Source organism: Kaistella sp. SH40-3, assembly GCF_030686865.1.
GTDB lineage: Bacteria > Bacteroidota > Bacteroidia > Flavobacteriales > Weeksellaceae > Kaistella.
In genome coordinates this window covers 324,000-343,551 of sequence record NZ_JAQYUS010000004.1, presented here as the reverse complement: position 1 = coordinate 343,551, position 19,552 = coordinate 324,000, and the positions used below count along the sequence as shown (strand labels likewise).

20 protein-coding genes are annotated in these 19,552 nt (G+C 35.8%); 7 read left to right on the top strand and 13 right to left on the bottom strand.

Features of this window, described 5'->3' with window-relative positions; translation table 11 throughout:
* Positions 1-132: 132 nt before the first annotated feature.
* A complete protein-coding gene (locus PUH65_RS09200) occupies positions 133-912 on the bottom strand; it encodes a tetratricopeptide repeat protein (RefSeq protein ID WP_305519708.1) in 780 nt (259 codons plus the stop codon).
* Between the two features lie 516 nt (positions 913-1,428).
* On the opposite strand from PUH65_RS09200, the gene PUH65_RS09195 reads away from it, so the two are divergent.
* On the top strand, positions 1,429-1,575 hold the full coding sequence (locus PUH65_RS09195; protein WP_305519706.1) for a hypothetical protein: 147 nt from the start codon (positions 1,429-1,431) through the stop codon (positions 1,573-1,575).
* A 78-nt stretch (positions 1,576-1,653) separates the two neighbouring features.
* Here PUH65_RS09195 and PUH65_RS09190 read toward each other — a convergent pair whose 3' ends face one another.
* From PUH65_RS09190 to PUH65_RS09165, 6 genes are all read right to left on the bottom strand, one after another.
* Entirely contained in the window at positions 1,654-2,697 is a 1,044-nt protein-coding gene (locus tag PUH65_RS09190) for a site-specific integrase (RefSeq protein ID WP_305519705.1), read from the bottom strand.
* 564 nt (positions 2,698-3,261) lie between these two features.
* On the bottom strand, positions 3,262-4,608 hold the full coding sequence (locus PUH65_RS09185) for a chloride channel protein (protein WP_305519704.1): 1,347 nt from the start codon (positions 4,606-4,608) through the stop codon (positions 3,262-3,264).
* Between the two features lie 997 nt (positions 4,609-5,605).
* Complete coding sequence (locus PUH65_RS09180) at positions 5,606-6,712, bottom strand: GEVED domain-containing protein (RefSeq protein ID WP_305519703.1); 1,107 nt, start codon at positions 6,710-6,712, stop codon at positions 5,606-5,608.
* Between the two features lie 20 nt (positions 6,713-6,732).
* On the bottom strand, positions 6,733-6,906 hold the full coding sequence (locus PUH65_RS09175; RefSeq protein ID WP_305519702.1) for a hypothetical protein: 174 nt from the start codon (positions 6,904-6,906) through the stop codon (positions 6,733-6,735).
* 360 nt (positions 6,907-7,266) lie between these two features.
* Positions 7,267-8,019 carry a polysaccharide deacetylase gene (locus PUH65_RS09170; RefSeq protein ID WP_305519696.1) on the bottom strand — a complete coding sequence of 251 codons (753 nt, stop codon included), beginning with the start codon at positions 8,017-8,019 and terminating at the stop codon, positions 7,267-7,269.
* A gap of 130 nt (positions 8,020-8,149) precedes the next feature.
* Positions 8,150-9,115 carry an NAD-dependent epimerase/dehydratase family protein gene (locus tag PUH65_RS09165; RefSeq protein WP_305519695.1) on the bottom strand — a complete coding sequence of 322 codons (966 nt, stop codon included), beginning with the start codon at positions 9,113-9,115 and terminating at the stop codon, positions 8,150-8,152.
* A 235-nt stretch (positions 9,116-9,350) separates the two neighbouring features.
* On the opposite strand from PUH65_RS09165, the gene PUH65_RS09160 reads away from it, so the two are divergent.
* The 3 genes from PUH65_RS09160 to PUH65_RS09150 are packed head-to-tail and all read left to right on the top strand — an operon-like array spanning position 9,351 to position 11,818.
* Complete coding sequence (locus PUH65_RS09160; protein WP_305519694.1) at positions 9,351-9,512, top strand: hypothetical protein; 162 nt, start codon at positions 9,351-9,353, stop codon at positions 9,510-9,512.
* A gap of 4 nt (positions 9,513-9,516) precedes the next feature.
* Positions 9,517-11,202 carry a gamma-glutamyltransferase gene (ggt, locus tag PUH65_RS09155; protein ID WP_305519692.1) on the top strand — a complete coding sequence of 562 codons (1,686 nt, stop codon included), beginning with the start codon at positions 9,517-9,519 and terminating at the stop codon, positions 11,200-11,202.
* Positions 11,203-11,212: 10 nt separating this feature from the next.
* Positions 11,213-11,818, top strand: a complete 606-nt coding sequence (locus PUH65_RS09150) for a Crp/Fnr family transcriptional regulator (protein WP_305519691.1) — start codon at positions 11,213-11,215, stop codon at positions 11,816-11,818.
* 206 nt (positions 11,819-12,024) lie between these two features.
* Here PUH65_RS09150 and PUH65_RS09145 read toward each other — a convergent pair whose 3' ends face one another.
* Genes PUH65_RS09145 through PUH65_RS09120 form a run of 6 tightly spaced genes read right to left on the bottom strand, consistent with a single transcriptional unit; the run spans position 12,025 to position 17,208 of the window.
* Positions 12,025-13,452 (bottom strand): SDR family oxidoreductase, encoded by a 1,428-nt coding sequence (locus tag PUH65_RS09145; RefSeq protein ID WP_305519690.1) that lies wholly within the window; start codon positions 13,450-13,452, stop codon positions 12,025-12,027.
* Positions 13,449-13,934, bottom strand: coding sequence for an SRPBCC family protein (locus PUH65_RS09140; protein WP_305519689.1), 486 nt, complete (start codon positions 13,932-13,934; stop codon positions 13,449-13,451). Before PUH65_RS09140 ends, PUH65_RS09145 begins: the two co-directional genes overlap by 4 nt.
* Before the next feature lie 23 nt (positions 13,935-13,957).
* A complete protein-coding gene (locus PUH65_RS09135) occupies positions 13,958-14,431 on the bottom strand; it encodes a sterol desaturase family protein (protein ID WP_305519688.1) in 474 nt (157 codons plus the stop codon).
* 1 nt (position 14,432) lies between these two features.
* Positions 14,433-14,891, bottom strand: coding sequence for a hypothetical protein (locus PUH65_RS09130; RefSeq protein ID WP_305519687.1), 459 nt, complete (start codon positions 14,889-14,891; stop codon positions 14,433-14,435).
* Positions 14,891-15,736, bottom strand: coding sequence for a phytoene/squalene synthase family protein (locus PUH65_RS09125; RefSeq protein ID WP_305519685.1), 846 nt, complete (start codon positions 15,734-15,736; stop codon positions 14,891-14,893). The genes PUH65_RS09130 and PUH65_RS09125 overlap by 1 nt, the downstream gene beginning before the upstream one ends.
* Before the next feature lie 2 nt (positions 15,737-15,738).
* Positions 15,739-17,208, bottom strand: coding sequence for an NAD(P)/FAD-dependent oxidoreductase (locus tag PUH65_RS09120; RefSeq protein ID WP_305519683.1), 1,470 nt, complete (start codon positions 17,206-17,208; stop codon positions 15,739-15,741).
* Positions 17,209-17,294: 86 nt separating this feature from the next.
* Between PUH65_RS09120 and PUH65_RS09115 the strand changes: the two genes are divergently transcribed.
* From PUH65_RS09115 to PUH65_RS09105, 3 genes are read left to right on the top strand one after another with little or no spacing between them, the layout of a single operon-like run.
* Positions 17,295-17,960, top strand: a complete 666-nt coding sequence (locus PUH65_RS09115) for a TetR family transcriptional regulator C-terminal domain-containing protein (protein WP_305519682.1) — start codon at positions 17,295-17,297, stop codon at positions 17,958-17,960.
* Positions 17,960-19,273, top strand: coding sequence for an AarF/ABC1/UbiB kinase family protein (locus tag PUH65_RS09110; RefSeq protein WP_305519680.1), 1,314 nt, complete (start codon positions 17,960-17,962; stop codon positions 19,271-19,273). The genes PUH65_RS09115 and PUH65_RS09110 overlap by 1 nt, the downstream gene beginning before the upstream one ends.
* Positions 19,270-19,551: a TIGR03643 family protein gene (locus PUH65_RS09105; protein WP_305519717.1), complete on the top strand. Its 282-nt coding sequence runs from the start codon at positions 19,270-19,272 to the stop codon at positions 19,549-19,551. Before PUH65_RS09110 ends, PUH65_RS09105 begins: the two co-directional genes overlap by 4 nt.
* Position 19,552 lies beyond the last annotated feature (1 nt).

Here is a 19,552-nt window from a genome sequence, read left to right as displayed (position 1 = left end):
TGCGGCTTTGCGATGGTGCGGCTAAATATGGTAAATCTTTCTATTATAAACTAAACTTCGAAATATCTAAAACTTTTAAACTTGTGAAAATCCCGCACTATTGCAAAACCGCTGTTATATGATGTGCTTTTTTTAGAGTGAGTTTTTGTATAATTCTTTTAGATTATTCAAATTTCGTCCGAGTAATTTTTCGGCGTCTTTTGGCGCATTGTCTATTTGTTGTTTTGATAAATCTTTCTCAAGTTCTTTAATTTCCTTGATTGCTTCTTCTTGCTTCAAAATACTAAAATCTACTTTTGATTCATTATAAATCAAATACCATAAATAACTTTGATAATTATCTTTTTCAAAATACTTTCCATTTTTAAAAAAGTTCGCAAGTTCTAATCTTGCTGAAGTTATATTTCCACTTAATTCAAGGTTTTCAGGATTTGGAAGTTTTGCAAGTCTTATAATCCATTCTTTAAATTTTGAATTATCAGGTTTAACACCATTTCCACTTAAATAGCAATTAATAACATTCCACATACAAGTTTCATCATCATTATTTGCGCATTTTAGAGCATATTCAAATGCTTTTTCAGAGTTTTGTTCAATTCCGTTTCCATTTCCATAAGCCATCATCATTGCATAATGGGCATTATTAAAACCATTATTAGACGATTTTTTATACCAATCAATCGCTTCTTTTTCATTTTTTATTCCTGTCGTTCCACTTTGCAAAAAATATCCAAGATTGTATTGGGCTTCAGCATTTCCTAATTCAGCAGATTTTTTTAAAATAGGAAATGCATCATTATATTTTCCTTGCTGAATTAGATCTTTGGCTTGCATATTTAATTCGTCAGCATTTTGAGAAAATGCAGTTTGAAAAGTTACTAAACTAATTATAAAAAGTAAAATTTTCTTCATTATTCGGTTTTTTGGTAGCATATCATATAACGTTTTGCGGCTTGGCGATGTGGCGGAAATCGAAGCACAAAATTTCAAATTTGTACTAAATTTCAATCGAAGAACCGAACTTGAAATTAGCACTAAATCCGCCATATTGCCAAACCGATGTTACCAGATGCGCCTGTTCCTTCGTTTGTTTTTGTTTCGTTAAATTTAGAAATATTTTCAATTATTCAGTGATATTTTTTCAATAAATTTCAAAAAAAAGTCCAAAATTCAGTTGCGCAATTTTTGTCCAAGTCGATTTGTCCAATTTTTGACTGTTAAACCTCTATTTTTTCAAAATTTTTTCGGTTGCGCAAAGTTCAGAACGCATTTTGTTCAGCAGTTTTAGTCCAGCAAAATTTTGTCCATTTTTTTGTTAAAGTCGAGTAGAATTTGTCCAAAAAGTTGTCAGAAATGGTCATTGAAAATTTCGTTAAGTCAGAGGTTTTTTGAAAATTTTCGTCAGCGTTTTTTTTAGTCCGATAGAAAATGAATTCAGACCTCTCAGCGTTGTCAAAGTTAGGTCTGGATTCAGTTTCTTTTACGATTCAAGTTTGTCCAATATTCGGAACCATTGTTTTATGCCGGATTTTCTATGGCGTTTCTGGTAACTTACTTATATGTTCCACAAAATAATACACAACCTACCAAATCTGTAGTGATAAGTATCATAAATGGATTACATTATATATTTCCAAATATATCATTTTTTTCTTATAAATCGTCGAATGGGCTTTTAATTTGTTGTAGATTTTTTGTACTTACGTGAGTGTAAATTTCAGTGGTTCTGCTGCTGTTGTGTCCCAGTAATTCTTGAATATAACGCAAGTCGGTGCCGCTTTCTAATAAATGAGTGGCGTAACTGTGTCGCAACCAATGCAAGGTAACTGGTTTTGTTATTTTTACCTTGGCTAAAGCCTGTTTCAGAACATTATGCAAACTGTGTTCAGAATAGCAACTTCCTTTTTGTGAACCTTCAAATAAAAAAGTGGTGGGTTTGTAAATGCTGTAATATTCTCGTAATAATGCCAGGATCTTTGGCGATAAAGGCGTAATCCTGTCTTTCTTGCCTTTTGATTGGCGAATGATTACAATGTTTCTTTTCGAGTCAATATCTGTCGGTTTTAAATGTAAAAGTTCGCTTCGTCTTAAGCCGCAACTATAAATTAAACTGAGCATCGTTTTATGTTTGATGTTCTGGTGTGCCTCTAAAATCGCTTTTATTTCTTCTTTGCTTAATACATTCGGTAAAATCTTTTCCCGCCGTGGACGATGAATTTTTGCAATATCTATTTTCTTTTCTACAATGGTGGCAAAATATAATTTTATGGCACTCACAATTTGATTTTGATAGGAAGCCGAAAAATTATTATTCAGAAGAAAAGCAGTATTATAAGTGATTACATCTTCATTGGTGATTTCCGCAATGTCTTTGTTGCGGTAAAAAATAAAGAAAGATCTTAAGGCCTCTGTGTAAGTCTTTATAGTACTTTGGCTGTATCTTCTGGAAGATAACCACTGAGTGAATTTTTGCAACTGCACGATTCCGTCTGCAGATGGGGTGGTGTTTTCGTAGTGTTCAATCTTAAAGTGATCTCTGTTCTGGGGCGTATCGGGAAGGTGCCAAAGTCTCTTTTGCTGGCTCCAGCGCGCGCCTTCAAATTGCTTTATTCTTTTGATTAAAGTAACATCTTTTTCAAACTGTACTGCAATTCTACTTTCACTTCTGTGTTGTATAAGTTTCGCTGTCCAGATCATAATGAGTTGGTTTTAAGAAGTAAAGATAAATGTAATTTATTGTATGCCCGTTCTAAATTGTTGCAAAAATTTAAACTCCTTGCTCGAATTCGAATCCTTTCGCATGGCTATTATAAAAGATCACCGTTCTTCTTTCACCCTCTGTTTTAAGGACAAAAACTTTTTTAAAACAATTTTAATTAACTGAAAAATCATCAATTGCGGTTGTTTATCCATAATTATACGTTCGCAACCCTAAATTATACGTTCGGAACCGCAAATTATACGGTCACTAACCTATAATGATACGCTAGCAACCCCAAAATATACGTAGACCAAGGTATAATTATACGTTAGGAATCCCAAATGATGGGCTCAGAGCGTATAATTAGAGGTTTAATGGGTTTTTTTGTAGCCAACTTGAGGAAAAAATACTCGTCTTATGATAAGAGAAACTGCCCGAAATTCTAGCCCTGATCGCAGTGAAAATCCCCGGAATGAGGGAAGAGCAAAGCGAAGTCCGAAAGTAGGGATTGTAACGGAGAGCAGGATTGGTTTTGGGAGCAACTAAAATCTTGTTGCTCCTTATTCTTTCCGTAATTCCTCCAGATACATTACTTTTAGTTGATCGTACAGCGAGTGTTTGCTTACCAGCACGGAGATCAGCGAGGAAACCATGCCGGCCAGCATGAGGTAGAAAATTAAACTGTGGCGGTCGGTCATCTCCAAAACGATAATTGAAGAGGTAAATGGTGCGCGCGTAATTCCGGTGAGGAAAGCCACCATTCCAGCTAAAATAACCACGTTGGTTTCGTGCGGTGTTAAATTAATCCAGCCCGCAATCACTGATCCCATGCTGGCTCCGGCTGCTAAAGCGGGTGCAAATATGCCGCCCGCGCCACCCGAAGTGAAGGATAATGCCGGACCAATCATTCGGAATAGAGGCATGTACCATTCTTCATTTTTATCCTCGGTGAAAAGCACTCGCTGCATAATTCCTTTTCCTGAACCCAATATTTCCTCATTAATGAAATAGGCCAAAGTAGCGATGATTAATGCCGAAATAACCAGGAAGATAATATTGGAGCGGTCGCTTTTTAAATTTTTTTTCCAGTTGCTGATGTTGATCATCATTCGGGAAAGTTGACTGGCAAAAATTCCAGAAACTGCCGAAACCAAAATTACGGGAAAGATAATCATCATACTGATTTCACTCGTTTTCGGATATCCTAAATAAAGATAAGAACCCGCAAAAGTCTGCGCCGTAAGTCCTGCAATAATTACCGCAGTAAACAAGGCTGTTTTAAAATAGTTGATGTGTGTTTTCGAAAGTTCCTCCACGGCAAAAACAATTCCACCCAGCGGCGTGTTGAATGCTGCGGAAAGTCCGGCTGCTGCACCAGTCATGATCATATTCTTCTTCGATATTTTTGGCCACCACTCGGGCAGGTATTCATTAATCTTCCGAAAAACGGATCCCGCGATTTGGATTGTAGGCCCTTCTCGCCCTACAGCGCCACCACCAATCACCAAAATAATGGAGGAAAGAACTTTGAATAAAATAATTTTGATGCTGAGTAATTTGGAGATTTTATAATGTTCCTTCGGATTGGCTAATTCTACCGATGCCATAACCTGTGGGATTCCGCTTCCTTTCGCATAAGGCGCAAATCTCTTGATGAGCCACCACGACAAAACAAAAGCAATTGGCGCTACGATGAAGATGAGCCAACTGTGCCAGCGCATCATTGCGTGCATCAGGTTTTCGCCCCACTGAAAGAGTTGGGCGTAGGATACAGCGAAAATAGCGGTGATAAAAGAACCGATCCAAAACGGAATCGCCTGCAGCAAATTGTGCTTCAGTTTTTCGTTATGAATCCTGTCAAATGATCTTTTAAGGGATCGGCGAATAAGGATAAAGAGACTTCGCATAGTGCAAAAATATAATTTTTTGAACGTTTTAAAGGTATTAATCTGGGATAATCCCGCATTATTTTATTTGGAATAATTTCATAAATGCACGGATGTTTTTACGCGCCGATACCACGGATTTACACAGATTTTTATAATAACTCTCTATGTAAACAATGTATTCATCTGTGTTCCTCTGTGTAAATCAGTGAGAGTAACTGCCACGAATGCACGGATGTTTTTACGCACCGATACCACGGATTTACACAGATTTTTTTAATAACTCTCTATACAAACAGTGTATTCATCTGTGTTCCTCTGTGGAAATCAGTGAGAGTAACTGCCACGAATGCACGGATGTTTTTACGCACCGCTACCACGGATTTACACAGATTTTTTTAATAACTCTCTATACAAACAATGTATTCATCTGTGTTCCTCTGTGGAAATCAGTGAGAGTAACTGCCACAAATGCACGGATGTTTTTACGCGCCGATACCACGGATTTACACATATTTTTAATAACTCTCTATACAAACAGTGTATTCATCTGTGTTCCTCTGTGGAAATCAGTGAGAGTAACTGCCACAAATGCACGGATGTTTTTACGCACCGATACCACGGATTTACACAGATTTTTTTAATAACTCTCTATGCAAACAATGTATTTATCTGTGTTCCTCTGTGGAAATCAGTGAGAGTAACTGCCACAAATGCACGGATGTTTTTACGCACCGATACCATGGATTTACACAGATTTTTTTAATAACTCTCTATACAAACAATGTATTCATCTGTGTTCCTCTGTGGAAATCAGTGAGAGTAACTGCCATGAATACATGAGTGTTTTTATTTAAAGTATTTTCTATTGGTTTAAATAAAAATTCTAATACGGTAAAAAAAATAGATAAACTTACCATAGAATTTAGTTTGACTTTATTCGTGCATACAGGCAAAAAAACATCAAAAAAAGGTCTGCAATTTCGCAGACCTTCATTTAAATAGAAATTAATCGGTTTTATTTTTTAACAATTTTCACAGATTGCGTTCCATTCTCAGTTTGAATATTAACAACATAAACTCCTGGAGCCAATTTGCTAAGATCAACTTGATTTTTCACTGCGCTTAAAGCGTGTGAAGAAACTACTTTTCCTGTTAAGTCAAATACCTGTACAGTACTTACTTTAGAAGCAGCTTCAACATTTAATATGTCTACCACTGGGTTCGGATAAACTTTAACCTGAGTTTTGCTAACATCTGAGACTGCCAAAGCGGTAATGTTTAAGGTGTAATCTTCAACTTGTCCAAAACTAGAAGTTCCACAAGGCGTTAAGTTTGGAGTCAATACAGAATCGTGTAATCTAACTCTCATACGAACCTGACCTGCAGAAGTATTTGCAGGAATAGTAATCGTTCCAGTCCAAGGTGATGTTTTTTTAGGAGTTACTAAAACTTGTTCACCAGCGTCTGCGAAATCTTTGTCATTGTTAAAATCAATCCAAACGAGAACTTGATCGTCTCCGAAAGAAGTTCCTGTAAAAGAAGCGGTAAAGGGGTAAGGTTGACCTGCAGTAACATTTCCAACAACTTGAGAGAAATCTTCATATCCCGCTGTAGAAGTGGAGTTGTTATTAATATCAGCAAAACTCACATTGCTTATTTTTTCAAAACTTGTATTGGTCGCACCTGCAGTACAATAAGTGGGAGCAATGGTTGTAAATGAAAAGACCGAACAACCAGTCGCAGATCCAGCCGCATTTTTAGGAACCACTCTCCAGTAATAAGTAGAAGAGGCATCTAAGTTTAATGCCGTATAACTTGTTCCTGTGACGTTACCAACCAATGTAGTTGGATTAGCATTTTTATCAAGATATACGTCATAAGAAGCTGCTTCAGAACCAGTTGTTGGAGCAGTCCATGTTAGGTTTACAGAGTTATAAACAATGCCAGTAGCACCGTTTGCGGGAGAAGTTGGTGTTGCACAATTTGGTGCAGCAGTTGGCGGTGCAGCAACGACTACATTATCAACATATAACGCGGCACCATCTAGCCCTACATATTGAAACGCAATTTTCACATTTGGATTTCCAACATAAGAATCTAAATTAATAACTACTGGGTTCATTGTCCAGTTCGTAAATACTCCTAAATCATTTTCTGACCAGAGTTGAGTCCAGGTGCTCCATTGTCTGTAGAGATTTTAATAAAGGCATCATAATTATTTTCTGGATCAACTGACCAGTAGTAACTTAAACCAATATTGGCTTTTAATGTAAATGATGTTGCTGTGGTAAAATCCATACTGGGCGTAATGAGCATTTCATTTTGTGCTCCAGGCAGTGGATCATAGTCAACAGTTGCTCTAAAATCGGATGCTCCAAGGTCAGAAACACTCCAAGTTTGTACAGTGTTTGTTTGCGCAACAGTCTAGGTTGCAGGAATGCTTCCAGACTGGAAATTTTCGTTCAGCAGCATTTGTGCATTTGCGGTTAGTGGTAATGCCATCATGCTGGCAAAGAGTAAAAGTTTCTTCATATTATAAAATTTAATTAGTGTATGCTAAAATTTGAAAATATAAATAGAATCCACAATAAAATATGTTAATTTGTGATGTTTTTGTATAAATATGTTTAAAAATCTAAATAATTCATAATATGAAATGCGGTGGTTATCGTTCTTTTAAACAGCAAAATCCTTTATCCGTGCAGATGCCAACTCATTTTCATTCATCCAAATTAAAAACTGATCCACCTTATCCTGAAGTTTTTTTCCTGATCTGTATTTTTTATAAAAAGGAATTTCAAACTGAAGTTTTTCAAAATCAGTAAACTGCCAGGAGTTTAGGTAAACTAAAACAAATTCATCTTTTTTAATGGTTTCGATCACCATACTTTCATAATAAGAAAGTGGAATCATCTGGAAAACAAAATCATTATAAGGAATTTGGGAGTAGGGCGAAATACTGTCGTGTAAAATACTTAAACCATGTTCTTCGGTGTACGGTGCTTTTCTTTCAAACCGTTTAAAAGGAAATATTAAAGCAGTTTCTTCAATTAAAGAAACATAGGTAAACCGCAAACTTTGAATGGTACTTAGATCAAATGCAGCTTCTTTCATGCGAATTCCCCGAATTTGCTTTCCAATTAAATCTTCCGTGTTTTTCTTGATGAGTTCAATTTGCTCGATCGTAGAATCAATATTGTAGAAAGAGATTTCGTGACCATCATTAATGATTTTCTTTACTAATTTATCCAAATGAGCAATGAGTGAAATTTCAATAAAAAAAGTCGCCAGGATTTCCTGACTTTCTAAACTCCGCAAAAGTGCTTTGGTATTTTGAATCGTGATTTCTAAAATTTCTTCACTCTTCAATGCTCCGGTATTTTCGAAAATCCGATCTGGATTAATAATATTAAAAGTCAATAGAATCATTTCGTTATGCGATTGTTTTGGTGAAAGTATAAAAAAAATCTGCAAAATCAATCAGAGAAATCCAATTGAAATTACAGATTTTAAGAGAAACGTTTATTTTAAAACTTTAAAAAAGCGAAAAAAAGTCTTATTAATTTTTAGCCAACTTCATCTTTAGATTTTTCAGCATATCTTTTGTCATTTCGGTAATTCCGTATTCGTAAGAAAGTCCCCAGTCTTTTTTCGCCACCGAATCATCAATCGATGCTGGCCACGAATCAGCAATTTGCTGACGGAAATCGGGTTTGTAATCAATGGTAAAATCAGGCATTTCTTTTTTAATTTCTGCTGCCAGTTCTTTTGGGGTAAAAGACATTCCACCCAAATTATAAGCCGTATGAACAGTTAGACTTTCTTTCGGAGCCGCCATTAAATCAAGGGTTGCTTTAATTGCATCATCCATATAAAGCATTGGCATTCCTGTGTTTTCTGAAATGAAACTGGTGTATTTTCCCTTTTCAATTGCTTCGTAGAAAATCTCTACCGCATAATCCGTAGTTCCGCCACCAGGTGGAGTTTTCCACGAAATTAAACCCGGATACCGAATACTTCTAACATCAACTCCAAATTTATCGTGATAATATTCGCACCATTTTTCACCCGCCATTTTAGAAATTCCGTAAACTGTAGTTGGATTCAAAACCACTTCCTGTCCTACGTTTTCTTTCGGCAATCCTTTCCCAAAAACCGCGATAGAACTCGGCCAGAAAATTTTCTGAAGCAAACCTTCTTTTGCCATTTCACAGAAATTAAGCAGTGGTTCTACATTCAGTTTCCAGGCAAAAAGCGGTTGTTTTTCCGAGGTTCCCGAAAGCAGAGAAGCCAGGTGATAAACCGTCGTAATTTCGTAATCTTTAATGACCTGGCGAACCAGTTGCGTATTGCTCACATCCATTCTTTCATAGAATCCCGCAGAAGTCAGGTCCTTATCCCAACGGTCAAGTCCGGAAGCAACCACATTTTCTGCGCCATGAATTTCAACTAATCGATTGGTAAGTTCGGTACCGATTTGCCCAAGGGCACCAGTGATAAGAATTTTTTCCGTTTTGGATTCCATTTTTAGATTTTAGATTGACGCAAATTTAATAAAATCGATTATCAAAAGAAATACTATTCACAAAATAATTTTTTGGGCGACAATTTCCCGCTTCCACTCCCGCTTTTTTTTTTGCCTTTCTCCTTCCAGCGCTAAAAAAAATGAGCTTCATTCAAGTCGGGTCGCAGTTCAGGATTTAATCAGAAATCCTTCGTTTTTAACTTTCAATTTTCTTATTTTTGGTAAAAATTACATAATGGAATACACGGTTGTTGAAAATCAATTTTTAGACGTCCTTATCAAAGAAGTTAACACCAAAATAAAAGAAGGTTGGATTCCTCAAGGTGGAATTTCCTTTAAAACGGATAATATTTTTTATAGAAGATTGTATGCACAAACATTAATAAAAAATAAGTAGTCATATGAAAAAAATTATTTTCTTCTTTCTGGTCTTTTCCCAGTTGGGATTTGCACAATTCACGGACATAAATATTGTAAAAGAAATTCACACCAAAAACAAAGGTCTGGTCGTTTCTGCACATCCACTAGCAAGTGAAGCCGGAGCAAAAATTTTGAAATTGGGCGGAAACGCTTACGATGCCGTGATCGCCACTCAATACGCTTTAGCAGTTGTTTATCCACAAGCCGGAAACATTGGCGGCGGCGGATTTCTGGTCGGCGTAAAGAATAATGGAGAAAAATTCACCATTGATTTTCGGGAAACAGCGCCGGAGAAATCTTCCAGAGATATGTACCTCGACAAAAAAGGAAATGCCAATACCGATCTTTCCCAAAACGGAAGATTAGCCGTGGGAATTCCGGGTTCTGTAGCGGGATTTTATGCGACTTTAAAACATGCAAAACTTCCAATGGAAAAACTGATTCAGCCTGCAATCGATTTGGCAGAGCAAGGTTTTGCCATCACGCAGAAAGAAGCCAGTTTGCTGAATAATCAAATGGAATTCTTTAACCAACATAATAAAAACAAAACGGTATTTCAGAAATCAACTCCGTGGAAACAAGGTGATTTATTGATTCAAAAAAAATTGGGAGAAACTTTAAAACTCATTCAGAAAAATGGTGCGAAAGGTTTCTACGAAGGAAAAACTGCACAACTCATCATCGATGAAATGAAACGCGGAAACGGAATCATTACTTTAAATGATTTGAAGAATTATAAAGTAGTCGAAAGAAAACCGATTTCCTTTGATTACAAAGGAACCGAAATCGTCTCAATGCCCTTACCATCAAGTGGTGGAATTCTTCTGGCGCAAATGCTGAAAATGAGCAATTTCGAAAAGTTAGAGAAATACCAGCAAAACTCAACTCCGGCGGTGCAGATCATGGTTGAAGCAGAACGTCGTGCCTTTGCAGACCGCGCAGAATATATGGGCGATCCAGGATTTATTAAAGATAAAACCGAAATGCTGATTTCTGAAGAGTATTTAAAAAACCGTTGGAAATCATTTACCATGAATCGTGCAACACCGAGTTCCGAAGTGGGCAAAATTATTCCGCAACCCAAGGAATCTACGGAAACTACGCATATTTCAATTATCGATAAAGATGGAAACGCAGTTGCAGTGACGACAACTTTAAATGGATTGTACGGAAGTAAAGTCGTTGTTTCGGGCGCAGGTTTTTTTCTTAATAATGAAATGGATGATTTCTCTGTAAAACCAGGCGTTCCCAATATGTTTGGTGCCGTTGGTGGTGAAGCAAATGCCATTCAACCAGGAAAAAGAATGTTGAGTTCAATGACTCCAACCATCGTGATGAAAAATTCGAAGCCATATATTATTGTGGGAACTCCTGGTGGAACTACGATTCCAACCTCCGTTTACCAATCGATTGTAAATATTGTGGACTTTAAACTGAGCCCAAATATGGCCGTAAATTCACCGAAATTTCATCAGCAATGGTTACCTGAAAGTGTTTTGGTTGAAAAGAATTTTCCAGAATCCACGATCGCAGACTTACAAAAGAATAATTATAAAATCGAAAGAACTTCCCAAATTGGAAGAACAGAACTCATTATCATCGACGAAAACGGAAATGCAATCGCAGTTGCAGACGGACGTGGTGACGATTCTGTAGCAGTAGAATAAACATCTAATTATGGCAGCAACGAAGTTCAAACAACAACTTAGAGAGAAAATATTATTTTATAAACCCGATTTTAATCAAGAGGTTTTAAATAAAGGTTTAGAGAAATTCCAAGTGACTGATTACAAAGCCGGCGATTATCTTGTGAAAGCAGGAGAACTTTGTAAAAATGTTTTCTTTGTGGAAAAATCGATTTCGCGCTGTTATTTTCTGGGTGAAGATGGCGAAGAAAAAACACTTTGGCTCGAACCCGAAATGAGTTTTATTACCGACTATGAGAGTTTCAATAGCCAAGGGCCGAGTAATTGTAATATTCATATTTATGAAGATTCCTTGATCTGTCATATTGATCGGGAAAGTTTATCGAATCTGTATGTCGATTATCACGATTGGGCGCAGGTAGGAATCGCCATTATTGAAAATCATTTCATCAATTTATTTAAAATTACGACGACCATTCATTTTAACGATGCAAGTAAAAACTACGAACTCTTAGAAAAATCTTTTTCGAAATATTTAGATGTGGTGCCGTTGAAACACCTTGCTTTCTGGTTCAACATCTCTGCCGTTCATCTTTCAAGAATTCGTGCAGAACGGCTCAAAACAATGCGGAATTAACATATGTTAAGTTGATTAAGGAAAGGTAGTTTTATCTTTGTCACAGATTCTAAAACACATGATGAAAAAAAGAGAGCAATCTCATTTCTTGCCTTTGTTGTATTTAAAATTTTGACCGGTAGATTATCTTTAATCGCTCTTCAAAACTTTAACTTTTAAAGTAAATAATACAGCAAAGAGGCAAGTTTTTTTATTTTACAGCCATTTTATTTTCCTGCTAATTTTTTCAGCATTCCATTAAAGATCAAGCCGTGAAAGGGCAGAACAGAATACCAGTACAATCTTCCCGATAATCCAAGCGGACGAAAAGTTGCTTCCTGATGCAATACACCATCTTTAATTTTAAATTCCAACCACGCTTCACCCGGAAGTTTCATTTCAGCAAAAAGTAGAAGTCTTTTCTCTTCACGGTTTGCATAAAGAACGCGCCAGAAATCTACCGAATCACCGGCTTCTAAATTATTCATATTTCGACGGCCTCTTCTTAATCCAACGCCGCCAAAAAGTTTATCTAAAAAACCACGAATTCTCCACAGGAAATCGGCGTAATACCAACCTGTTTTTCCGCCGATACTAAAAACACGGTCAAAGGCTTTTTCCTCGTCATCTACTTTTTCTTCGCGAATATCTTTGAAACAACCTTCTTCCGGAACTTCCAGATATTGCCAAACTTTTCGACTGTGGAATTGATTTGAAAAGGAATCAAACCAACTCGATAAAACATCATTCTGCTTGATTTTATCGAAGGCCTGTTGAATAGCTTCGTGGTAAGAGAAAAGATGAATATTTAACTGTTCGGCGAGATTGTTTTTTTTCGCAACCACATCGATTTTCATGCTGTCAACTAAATTTACCGCAAGAAAATAACTGGTTGAAGTCACGAAATAAAGCCAGTAAGAAGACAGTTTTGGAGTCATCACTGGAACGATGAAAATATATCTTTTCAAACCACGTATTTCCGCATATTGCAAAAGCATTTGTTTGTAAGTCAGAATATCTGTTCCCGCAATATCGTAATTTTGATTGTAGGTAAATTCTTTTCCTAAAACGCCGACCAGGAACTGCATTACATTTCGAATCGCAATTGGTTGACACTTGGTGTTGAGCCAGATTGGCGTAATCATCACGGGTAATTTTTCCACCAAATCACGAATGATTTCAAAAGACGCACTTCCCGAACCCACAATAATTCCAGCCCGAAGACTTGTTAAACTGTACACGGAACTTTGCAATGCCTGCTCAACATCTTTACGGGATTGAAGATGTTTTGACAACTTCTCTTCATTAATAATTCCAGTCAGAAAAATAACTTGTTTGACATTTGTTTTTTCTAAAGCACGACGAAAATTATCGGCAGAAACTTTTTCCTTTTCCTGAAAATCACCGTCGCTGGAAGACATGGAATGAATTAAATAATACGCTGCGTCAATATCTTTTTGAATATTATTTAAAGTTGATTCATCTAAAAAATCATTTTCAATGACTTCAATTTGATTAAGTTTTTCTTTAAATAATTTAAGTCCAAACCGATTTTTATCCCTTACAGAACAAACCAAATGATGACCTTCTTCTAATAACTGAATCAGAAGTCGTTTGCCAATATAACCGGTTACGCCTGTAAGAAGTATTTTCATGGTGTTAGGAATTTTTCTAAGATGGTGTATCGACTTTCAAAAATAAATTTCACTTTATCTCGCACAAATTTACCGGCAAAGAAATCACCTAAAATTCCGAACGGCATTTTGAAATTAACGATGTCGGTCATTAAAACTTTACCGTCTGCTAATTCTTCAAAATGATGTTCGTGATGCCACATGGCGTAAGGTCCAAATCTTTGTTCATCAACGAAAAACTGTTTGTCCTGTAAATGGGTAATTTCTGTAATCCAGTTGGAACTGATGCCTGGTAGAATTCCTATTTTATAAGTGATGATTTGTCCTTTGTAGGTTTTGTTTGGGGGATTATTGGTAATCCGAAACTCCATTTCTTTCGGTGTAATTTTATCTAAATTGGTTGGCAACGTAAAAAACTCCCACGCTTTTTCTAATGAAAGTGGTAAAATCTGTTCGGAAGTCAAAGTGTAAATTCCGGATTGTTTGGTCAAATTAATTTTCATCGCTAGATTTAAGATTGCAGAATTTATTTTTTTACGGTTGATAATCGCGCTTCTCTGAAATAATGTAAAGGCACGAAAAGCATCCCAAAACATTCACCTTCTTCTTTTCCTAAATGTTTGTGGTGCATTTTATGCGCTTTTCTCAACCCTCGGAAATACCAGTTATTTGTTTTGTCAAACCATTTGAAACGGCGGTGGATTAAGACATCATGAACTAAGAAATAACAGATTCCATAAATGAGAATTCCCAATCCAACGAAAAACATCCAGTTGATTTCTCCTCGTGTTCCGAAGTAGAATAGTAAGATACTTGGGATTGCGAAAACGATAAAAAAAGCATCGTTTTTTTCAAATACATGTGGGTAGCCCGGTTGATGGTGATCTTCGTGCAGATACCAGCCGAAACCGTGCATAATAAATTTGTGAGTAAGCCAGGTAACGCCTTCCATGGTTACAACAATGACCAGTGTCAGCAGAATATATCCTATAATTTCCATTTTATAATTTTAAATAATCTTTGATGTATAATTTCAAATCTTCGTCATTTGTGTTTTTATATTCCTTTGCTAAAAAATTGCGGTCATCTTTAATCTCCTTGTTATACCCTAAAATTGCAGGTGCACTTTCCTGAGTAATTAACCGCATTAATCTGACTTCTAAATTCCTAGGGTCTGATTTTAATGATTTTTCCATTAATTGTTTTCCTTCATTAAAGTAAGACATTTTTTTCAATGGATTAAAAGCATGTTTTGCCATAAAAAATTTCCCCACGGCCAAAAATCCTTCATAGATTGGTTCTTTGGAGTTTTTATAGTCTGTGCTGGATTTTTCAATCAGCATTTTTGCCGACTTTTCTGAGTTTCCGCCAGTTTTTAATAAGGCTCGGTATTCTGTTAAATTTTGGGAAAACATCAGATTTGAAATTAATAATAGTAATAAAAGAGTAATTCTTTTCATTAAAGTAAATTCAGGTTTTTGTTCAAAATCATTTCACCGAAAAGATACATTTTTCTGGCGTTTGAAACTCTAATTCTTTTTGTTAAAAGCAATTCCGGTTTTGTTTTTCTAATTTTTTTAAACAAATTAAAGTAATATTTATACGCCATAAATACTGCTAATTTGCAGGAAATTGGTAACATTTTAATTCCGGTTTTTGCATGGGCAAAATCTCTGGCAATATCTTTTTCAATTTCTATTTTATCTTGATTAGAAAAGTTATTGAAATCAACACCCGGGAAATAGGTGCGGTTTAAATCAATAAAATCTGCGCTGATATCCCGTAAGAAATTAATTTTCTGGAAAGCCGCACCCAAACTTTGAGCGTATGGTTTTAATCTTTCGTATTCTGGAATGTTTCCATTCACAAAGACTTTCAGACACATTAAACCAACTACTTCAGCAGAGCCATAAATGTATTCGTTGTACTTTTCGTCATTCAGATCTTTAATTTCTCCCAAATCCATTTTCATAGAATGTAAGAAAGCATCGACCAAATCCTGGGGAATGTTTTTTTCTCTTTGGGTTAAACAGAATGAATGCAGAATTGGATTTAAAGAAATGCCATATTCCTTTGATTCCCGGTAATTTCTTTCAAAATCATCCATCAATTTCACTTTGTCGTAATCATGAAAAGTATCTACAATTTCATCTGCTAACCGAACAAATCCATAGATATTGTAAATGTGCTGGCGAATCTCCGGCTGAAATAGGGAAGACGCCTTGTAAAACGAGGTGCTGTATTTTTCGGTAACCATTTTGGAAGACTGTCCGCAAAATGAGTTAAATATTTCTAAATTATTCATGGTTAGAATATTTTGTTTTGATGTTGAAGAATATAATCTGTCACTACTTTTCCGGAGATTAACGCGGGCGGAACACCCGGTCCTGGAATGGTCAGTTGACCGGTATAGAAAAGATTCTTTATTTTTTTATTGCTAATGCTCGGTCTTAAAATCGAAGTCTGAAGTAAAGTGTTCGCCAAGCCGTACGCATTTCCACGGCAAGAGTTGTACCGCTCTTTAAAATCCTGCACGCCAAAACTCTTTTTAAATAATACAGAACTCCGTAAATCTACGCCTATGTTTTTTTGTACACGATCCATTATTAATTCAAAATATCTATCGTGAATATCTTGGTTGTCCTCTAAATCTACGGCTACCGGTATTAAGAAAAATCCAACTTCCTTTCCTTCCGGACATAAATCTAAATCGGTCTTAGAAGAGAAGTTTGCGTAGAACAAAGGTTTTTTTGGCAATTTCGGTTCATCGTAAATATCAACTGCATGCTGACCAAAATCGGTATCAAAGAATAAATTGTGATGCTGAAGTTCCGGAACTTTTTTATCAAATGCGACATAATATAAGAAGGACGAGGGCGCGAAAACTTTCTTTTGCCAATATTGGTCGCTGTAATTTTTCTGTTCCGTTTTCAATAATTTTTCAGTGTGGGCATAATCTGCTCCGGAAATAACTAAATCTGCGTCGAAAGAATCGGTGGTTGTAATAACTTTTTTTGCTTTGCTGTTCTCGGTTTGAATTTCAGTCACATTTTGATTGATGTGAAATTCAACTCCCAGTTCTTTCGCCAGTTTTACCATTCCCATTGCAACTGCATTGAAACCACCTTTTGGATACCAGGTTCCCAAACCAAAATCGGCATGATTCATAAAGTTATAAAAGGCCGGTGTATTCTGTGGTTTTGCTCCTAAAAATAAAACCGGAAATTCTAAAATACTTTGGAGTTTCGGATTCTTTATATTCTTTCGAACGGTCTGTGAAATGTTTTGAACAAATAAATGTAATCGGGTAGCAGTATCTAAACTCACGAGTTCCAAGAAAGATTTGCCTGGGTTATAAACAACTTCTGTCATGGCGATTTCATAATTCTTACGGGAATCTTCCATGAATTTTCGCAGATGTTTTCCGCTGCCTGGTTCTATATATTCAAATTTTGCAATAATTTTTTCGGGTTCATCGGAAATATCGATGTAATCATTTTCTCCAAAATAAACTCTGTAACCTGGTGATAACTTCTTTAATTCATAATAATCAGAAACTTTTTTACCGAAGTCGGCGAAAAATCGCTCGAAAATATCTGGCATCCAGTACCAACTTGGTCCCATATCAAATTTAAATCCATCTATTTCTAACATAGATGCACGACCACCCAACTGCTCGTTTTTTTCTAAGACCTGAACAGAATAGCCTGCCTTAGCCATATAACAGGCAGAAGCAATGGCGGAAAATCCAGATCCTATGATAATTACTTTTTTCATTCTTTAAATAATGGAACAAAAATATACTTTTATTTTCAAAATGGAAAATATTTTTACTAAATTTGTACTTTAATTTAAACCAAGATATGAAAAATACAGAATTAACTCAAGAAAAGATTTTAGATATCTACTCTAAATATGTATTAAGAAATAATAAGAAACCACTGAATATTTTTACCTTTTGCGATGACCACGAAATTGCGGAATCCGAATTTTATTCTTTCTACGCCAACTTCGACCAACTCGAAGCAGATTACTTGAAATATTTTATGGAGCAAAGTATATTATTAATCACTGCAGAAGAATCTTATTTTGAAGACGAAGCGAAGACCAAATTGCTGTCCTTTTATTATACCTTTTTCGAACAGTTGACTTTAAATAGAAGTTTGGTGATTTATCTGATTGGTCAGGATAAAAATAATTTAGAGAATGTCAAGAAGTTGTGGTCTTTGAAAAAAGAGTTCCAACGCTTTATTAAATCATTAGATATTTCTGAACCTTTAATGGACAATGTCAATGATCGGGTGGAGAAAATGGAACGATTTAAAAATAAAGGAATTGAAGAATTATACTGGGGACATTTTATGACAACCTTAAAATTCTGGCTCGAAGATACCAGTCCAAACTTTGAGAAAACCGACATTTTTATTGAGAAATCAGTTGATACGAGTTTTGAACTTTTTGAAATAAAACCATTGAAGAAACTAATCGACTTAGGAAAGTTTCTCTTTAATGAAGTAAAAAATAAATAATGAAAACATTAGATAGAATACCTACAAGTAAAATCCAGCGTGCAAGTAAATTGATTTCTACGGGTGCAAAAGTTGGCGTGAATTACTTAAAATATTACGGTGAGAAAATCACCAAGACCGAAGAAGAGGCGAAGGAAAATCTAAATAATAACAATGCAATCGACATTTATGACAGTTTAAAAGAACTGAAAGGAAGTGCTTTGAAAGTGGCTCAAATGCTGAGCATGGAGAAAAATATTCTTCCCGCTGCATATGTTGAAAAGTTTTCTTTGTCTCAGTTTCAGGTTCCGCCTTTGTCTGCACCTTTGGTAGCCAAGATTTTTAAAAATTATTTTGGTAAAAAGCCGAATGAATTGTTTGATCATTTTGAACCCAATTCTACGAATGCAGCAAGTATCGGACAGGTTCATAAAGCCATGAAAGATGGTAAAGAATTGGCGGTGAAAATTCAGTATCCTGGAGTTTCAGATTCAATTTCGTCAGACTTAGCGATGGTAAAACCGATTGCCATGAAGATGTTCAATATTAAAGGAAAAAACTCCGACCAATATTTCAAAGAAGTTGAAGATAAATTATTAGAAGAAACTGATTATAATTTAGAAATTAAGCAAAGTTTAGAAATCAGACAAAGTTGTGAGAATTTGCCAAATCTGGCTTTTCCAAATTACTATTCAGAATTATCCAACGATCGAATTATCACCATGGACTGGATGCATGGAAAACATCTTTCCACTTTTTGTGCGGAAAATAAAGATCCACAATTAGCCAATCAAGTTGGTCAGGCGCTATGGGATTTTTACATGTTCCAGATTCACAAACTGCGTAAAGTTCATGCTGATCCACATCCGGGGAATTTTTTGGTTTCACAAGAAGGAACTTTAATCGCCATCGATTTTGGTTGTATGAAAACAATTCCGGAGGATTTTTATATTCCTTATTTTGAATTGGCGGTTCGGGAGAATTTAGAAAATAGAGCATTTTTAGATGAGAAATTATTAGAACTGGAAATCATTCTGCCAGATGATTCTGCGGAGGAAAAAGAATTTTTCACCGAAATATTCTATGAATTATTGTATTTATTTACAACGCCTTTCCAGGAAGAAAATTTTGATTTCTCCGATGGAAAATTCTTTGAAGCCATTGCAGACCTCGGACAAAAATATGCGAAGAATACGCAGATTAAAGGTAGAAATGCAAATCGTGGATCGAGACATTTTATTTATATGAACAGAACATTTTTTGGTTTGTACAATTTGATGCATGACATTCAGTCAGAAAATATTATCATTAATAATTATAAAAACTTTCAATAAAATTGAATTTAACTGATATTCAAATCGACCGAATTATAGAAATGGCGTGGGAAGACCGAACGCCTTTTGAAGCCATCACTTATCAATTTGCTCTGGCAGAAAAAGAGGTGATTGGTTTGATGAGAAAAGAGTTGAAAAGAAGTTCTTTCAATTTATGGCGGGCGAGAGTGAATTCGGGCGTAAGTCAGAAACATTTATTTAAAAGAAACAGTGAAATCGACCGGTTTAAATGTACCAGACAAAGAACGATTTCCGGAAATAAAATTAGCAAAAGATAGG

Bases quoted from the DNA above. Each gene is read 5' to 3' on its own strand.
- PUH65_RS09195 (WP_305519706.1), top strand. From the start codon at position 1,429: ATGAATTCAGACCTCTCAGCGTTGTCAAAGTTAGGTCTGGATTCAGTT.
- PUH65_RS09110 (WP_305519680.1), top strand. From the start codon at position 17,960: ATGAAAACATTAGATAGAATACCTACAAGTAAAATCCAGCGTGCAAGT.
- PUH65_RS09170 (WP_305519696.1), bottom strand. From the start codon at position 8,019: ATGATTCTATTGACTTTTAATATTATTAATCCAGATCGGATTTTCGAA.
- PUH65_RS09180 (WP_305519703.1), bottom strand. From the start codon at position 6,712: ATGAACCCAGTAGTTATTAATTTAGATTCTTATGTTGGAAATCCAAAT.
- PUH65_RS09115 (WP_305519682.1), top strand. From the start codon at position 17,295: ATGAAAAATACAGAATTAACTCAAGAAAAGATTTTAGATATCTACTCT.
- PUH65_RS09150 (WP_305519691.1), top strand. From the start codon at position 11,213: ATGGCAGCAACGAAGTTCAAACAACAACTTAGAGAGAAAATATTATTT.
- PUH65_RS09175 (WP_305519702.1), bottom strand. From the start codon at position 6,906: ATGCTCATTACGCCCAGTATGGATTTTACCACAGCAACATCATTTACA.
- PUH65_RS09200 (WP_305519708.1), bottom strand. From the start codon at position 912: ATGAAGAAAATTTTACTTTTTATAATTAGTTTAGTAACTTTTCAAACT.
- ggt (WP_305519692.1), top strand. From the start codon at position 9,517: ATGAAAAAAATTATTTTCTTCTTTCTGGTCTTTTCCCAGTTGGGATTT.
- PUH65_RS09190 (WP_305519705.1), bottom strand. From the start codon at position 2,697: ATGATCTGGACAGCGAAACTTATACAACACAGAAGTGAAAGTAGAATT.
- PUH65_RS09125 (WP_305519685.1), bottom strand. From the start codon at position 15,736: ATGAATAATTTAGAAATATTTAACTCATTTTGCGGACAGTCTTCCAAA.
- PUH65_RS09130 (WP_305519687.1), bottom strand. From the start codon at position 14,891: ATGAAAAGAATTACTCTTTTATTACTATTATTAATTTCAAATCTGATG.
- PUH65_RS09165 (WP_305519695.1), bottom strand. From the start codon at position 9,115: ATGGAATCCAAAACGGAAAAAATTCTTATCACTGGTGCCCTTGGGCAA.
- PUH65_RS09135 (WP_305519688.1), bottom strand. From the start codon at position 14,431: ATGGAAATTATAGGATATATTCTGCTGACACTGGTCATTGTTGTAACC.
- PUH65_RS09140 (WP_305519689.1), bottom strand. From the start codon at position 13,934: ATGAAAATTAATTTGACCAAACAATCCGGAATTTACACTTTGACTTCC.
- PUH65_RS09145 (WP_305519690.1), bottom strand. From the start codon at position 13,452: ATGAAAATACTTCTTACAGGCGTAACCGGTTATATTGGCAAACGACTT.
- PUH65_RS09160 (WP_305519694.1), top strand. From the start codon at position 9,351: ATGGAATACACGGTTGTTGAAAATCAATTTTTAGACGTCCTTATCAAA.
- PUH65_RS09120 (WP_305519683.1), bottom strand. From the start codon at position 17,208: ATGAAAAAAGTAATTATCATAGGATCTGGATTTTCCGCCATTGCTTCT.
- PUH65_RS09185 (WP_305519704.1), bottom strand. From the start codon at position 4,608: ATGCGAAGTCTCTTTATCCTTATTCGCCGATCCCTTAAAAGATCATTT.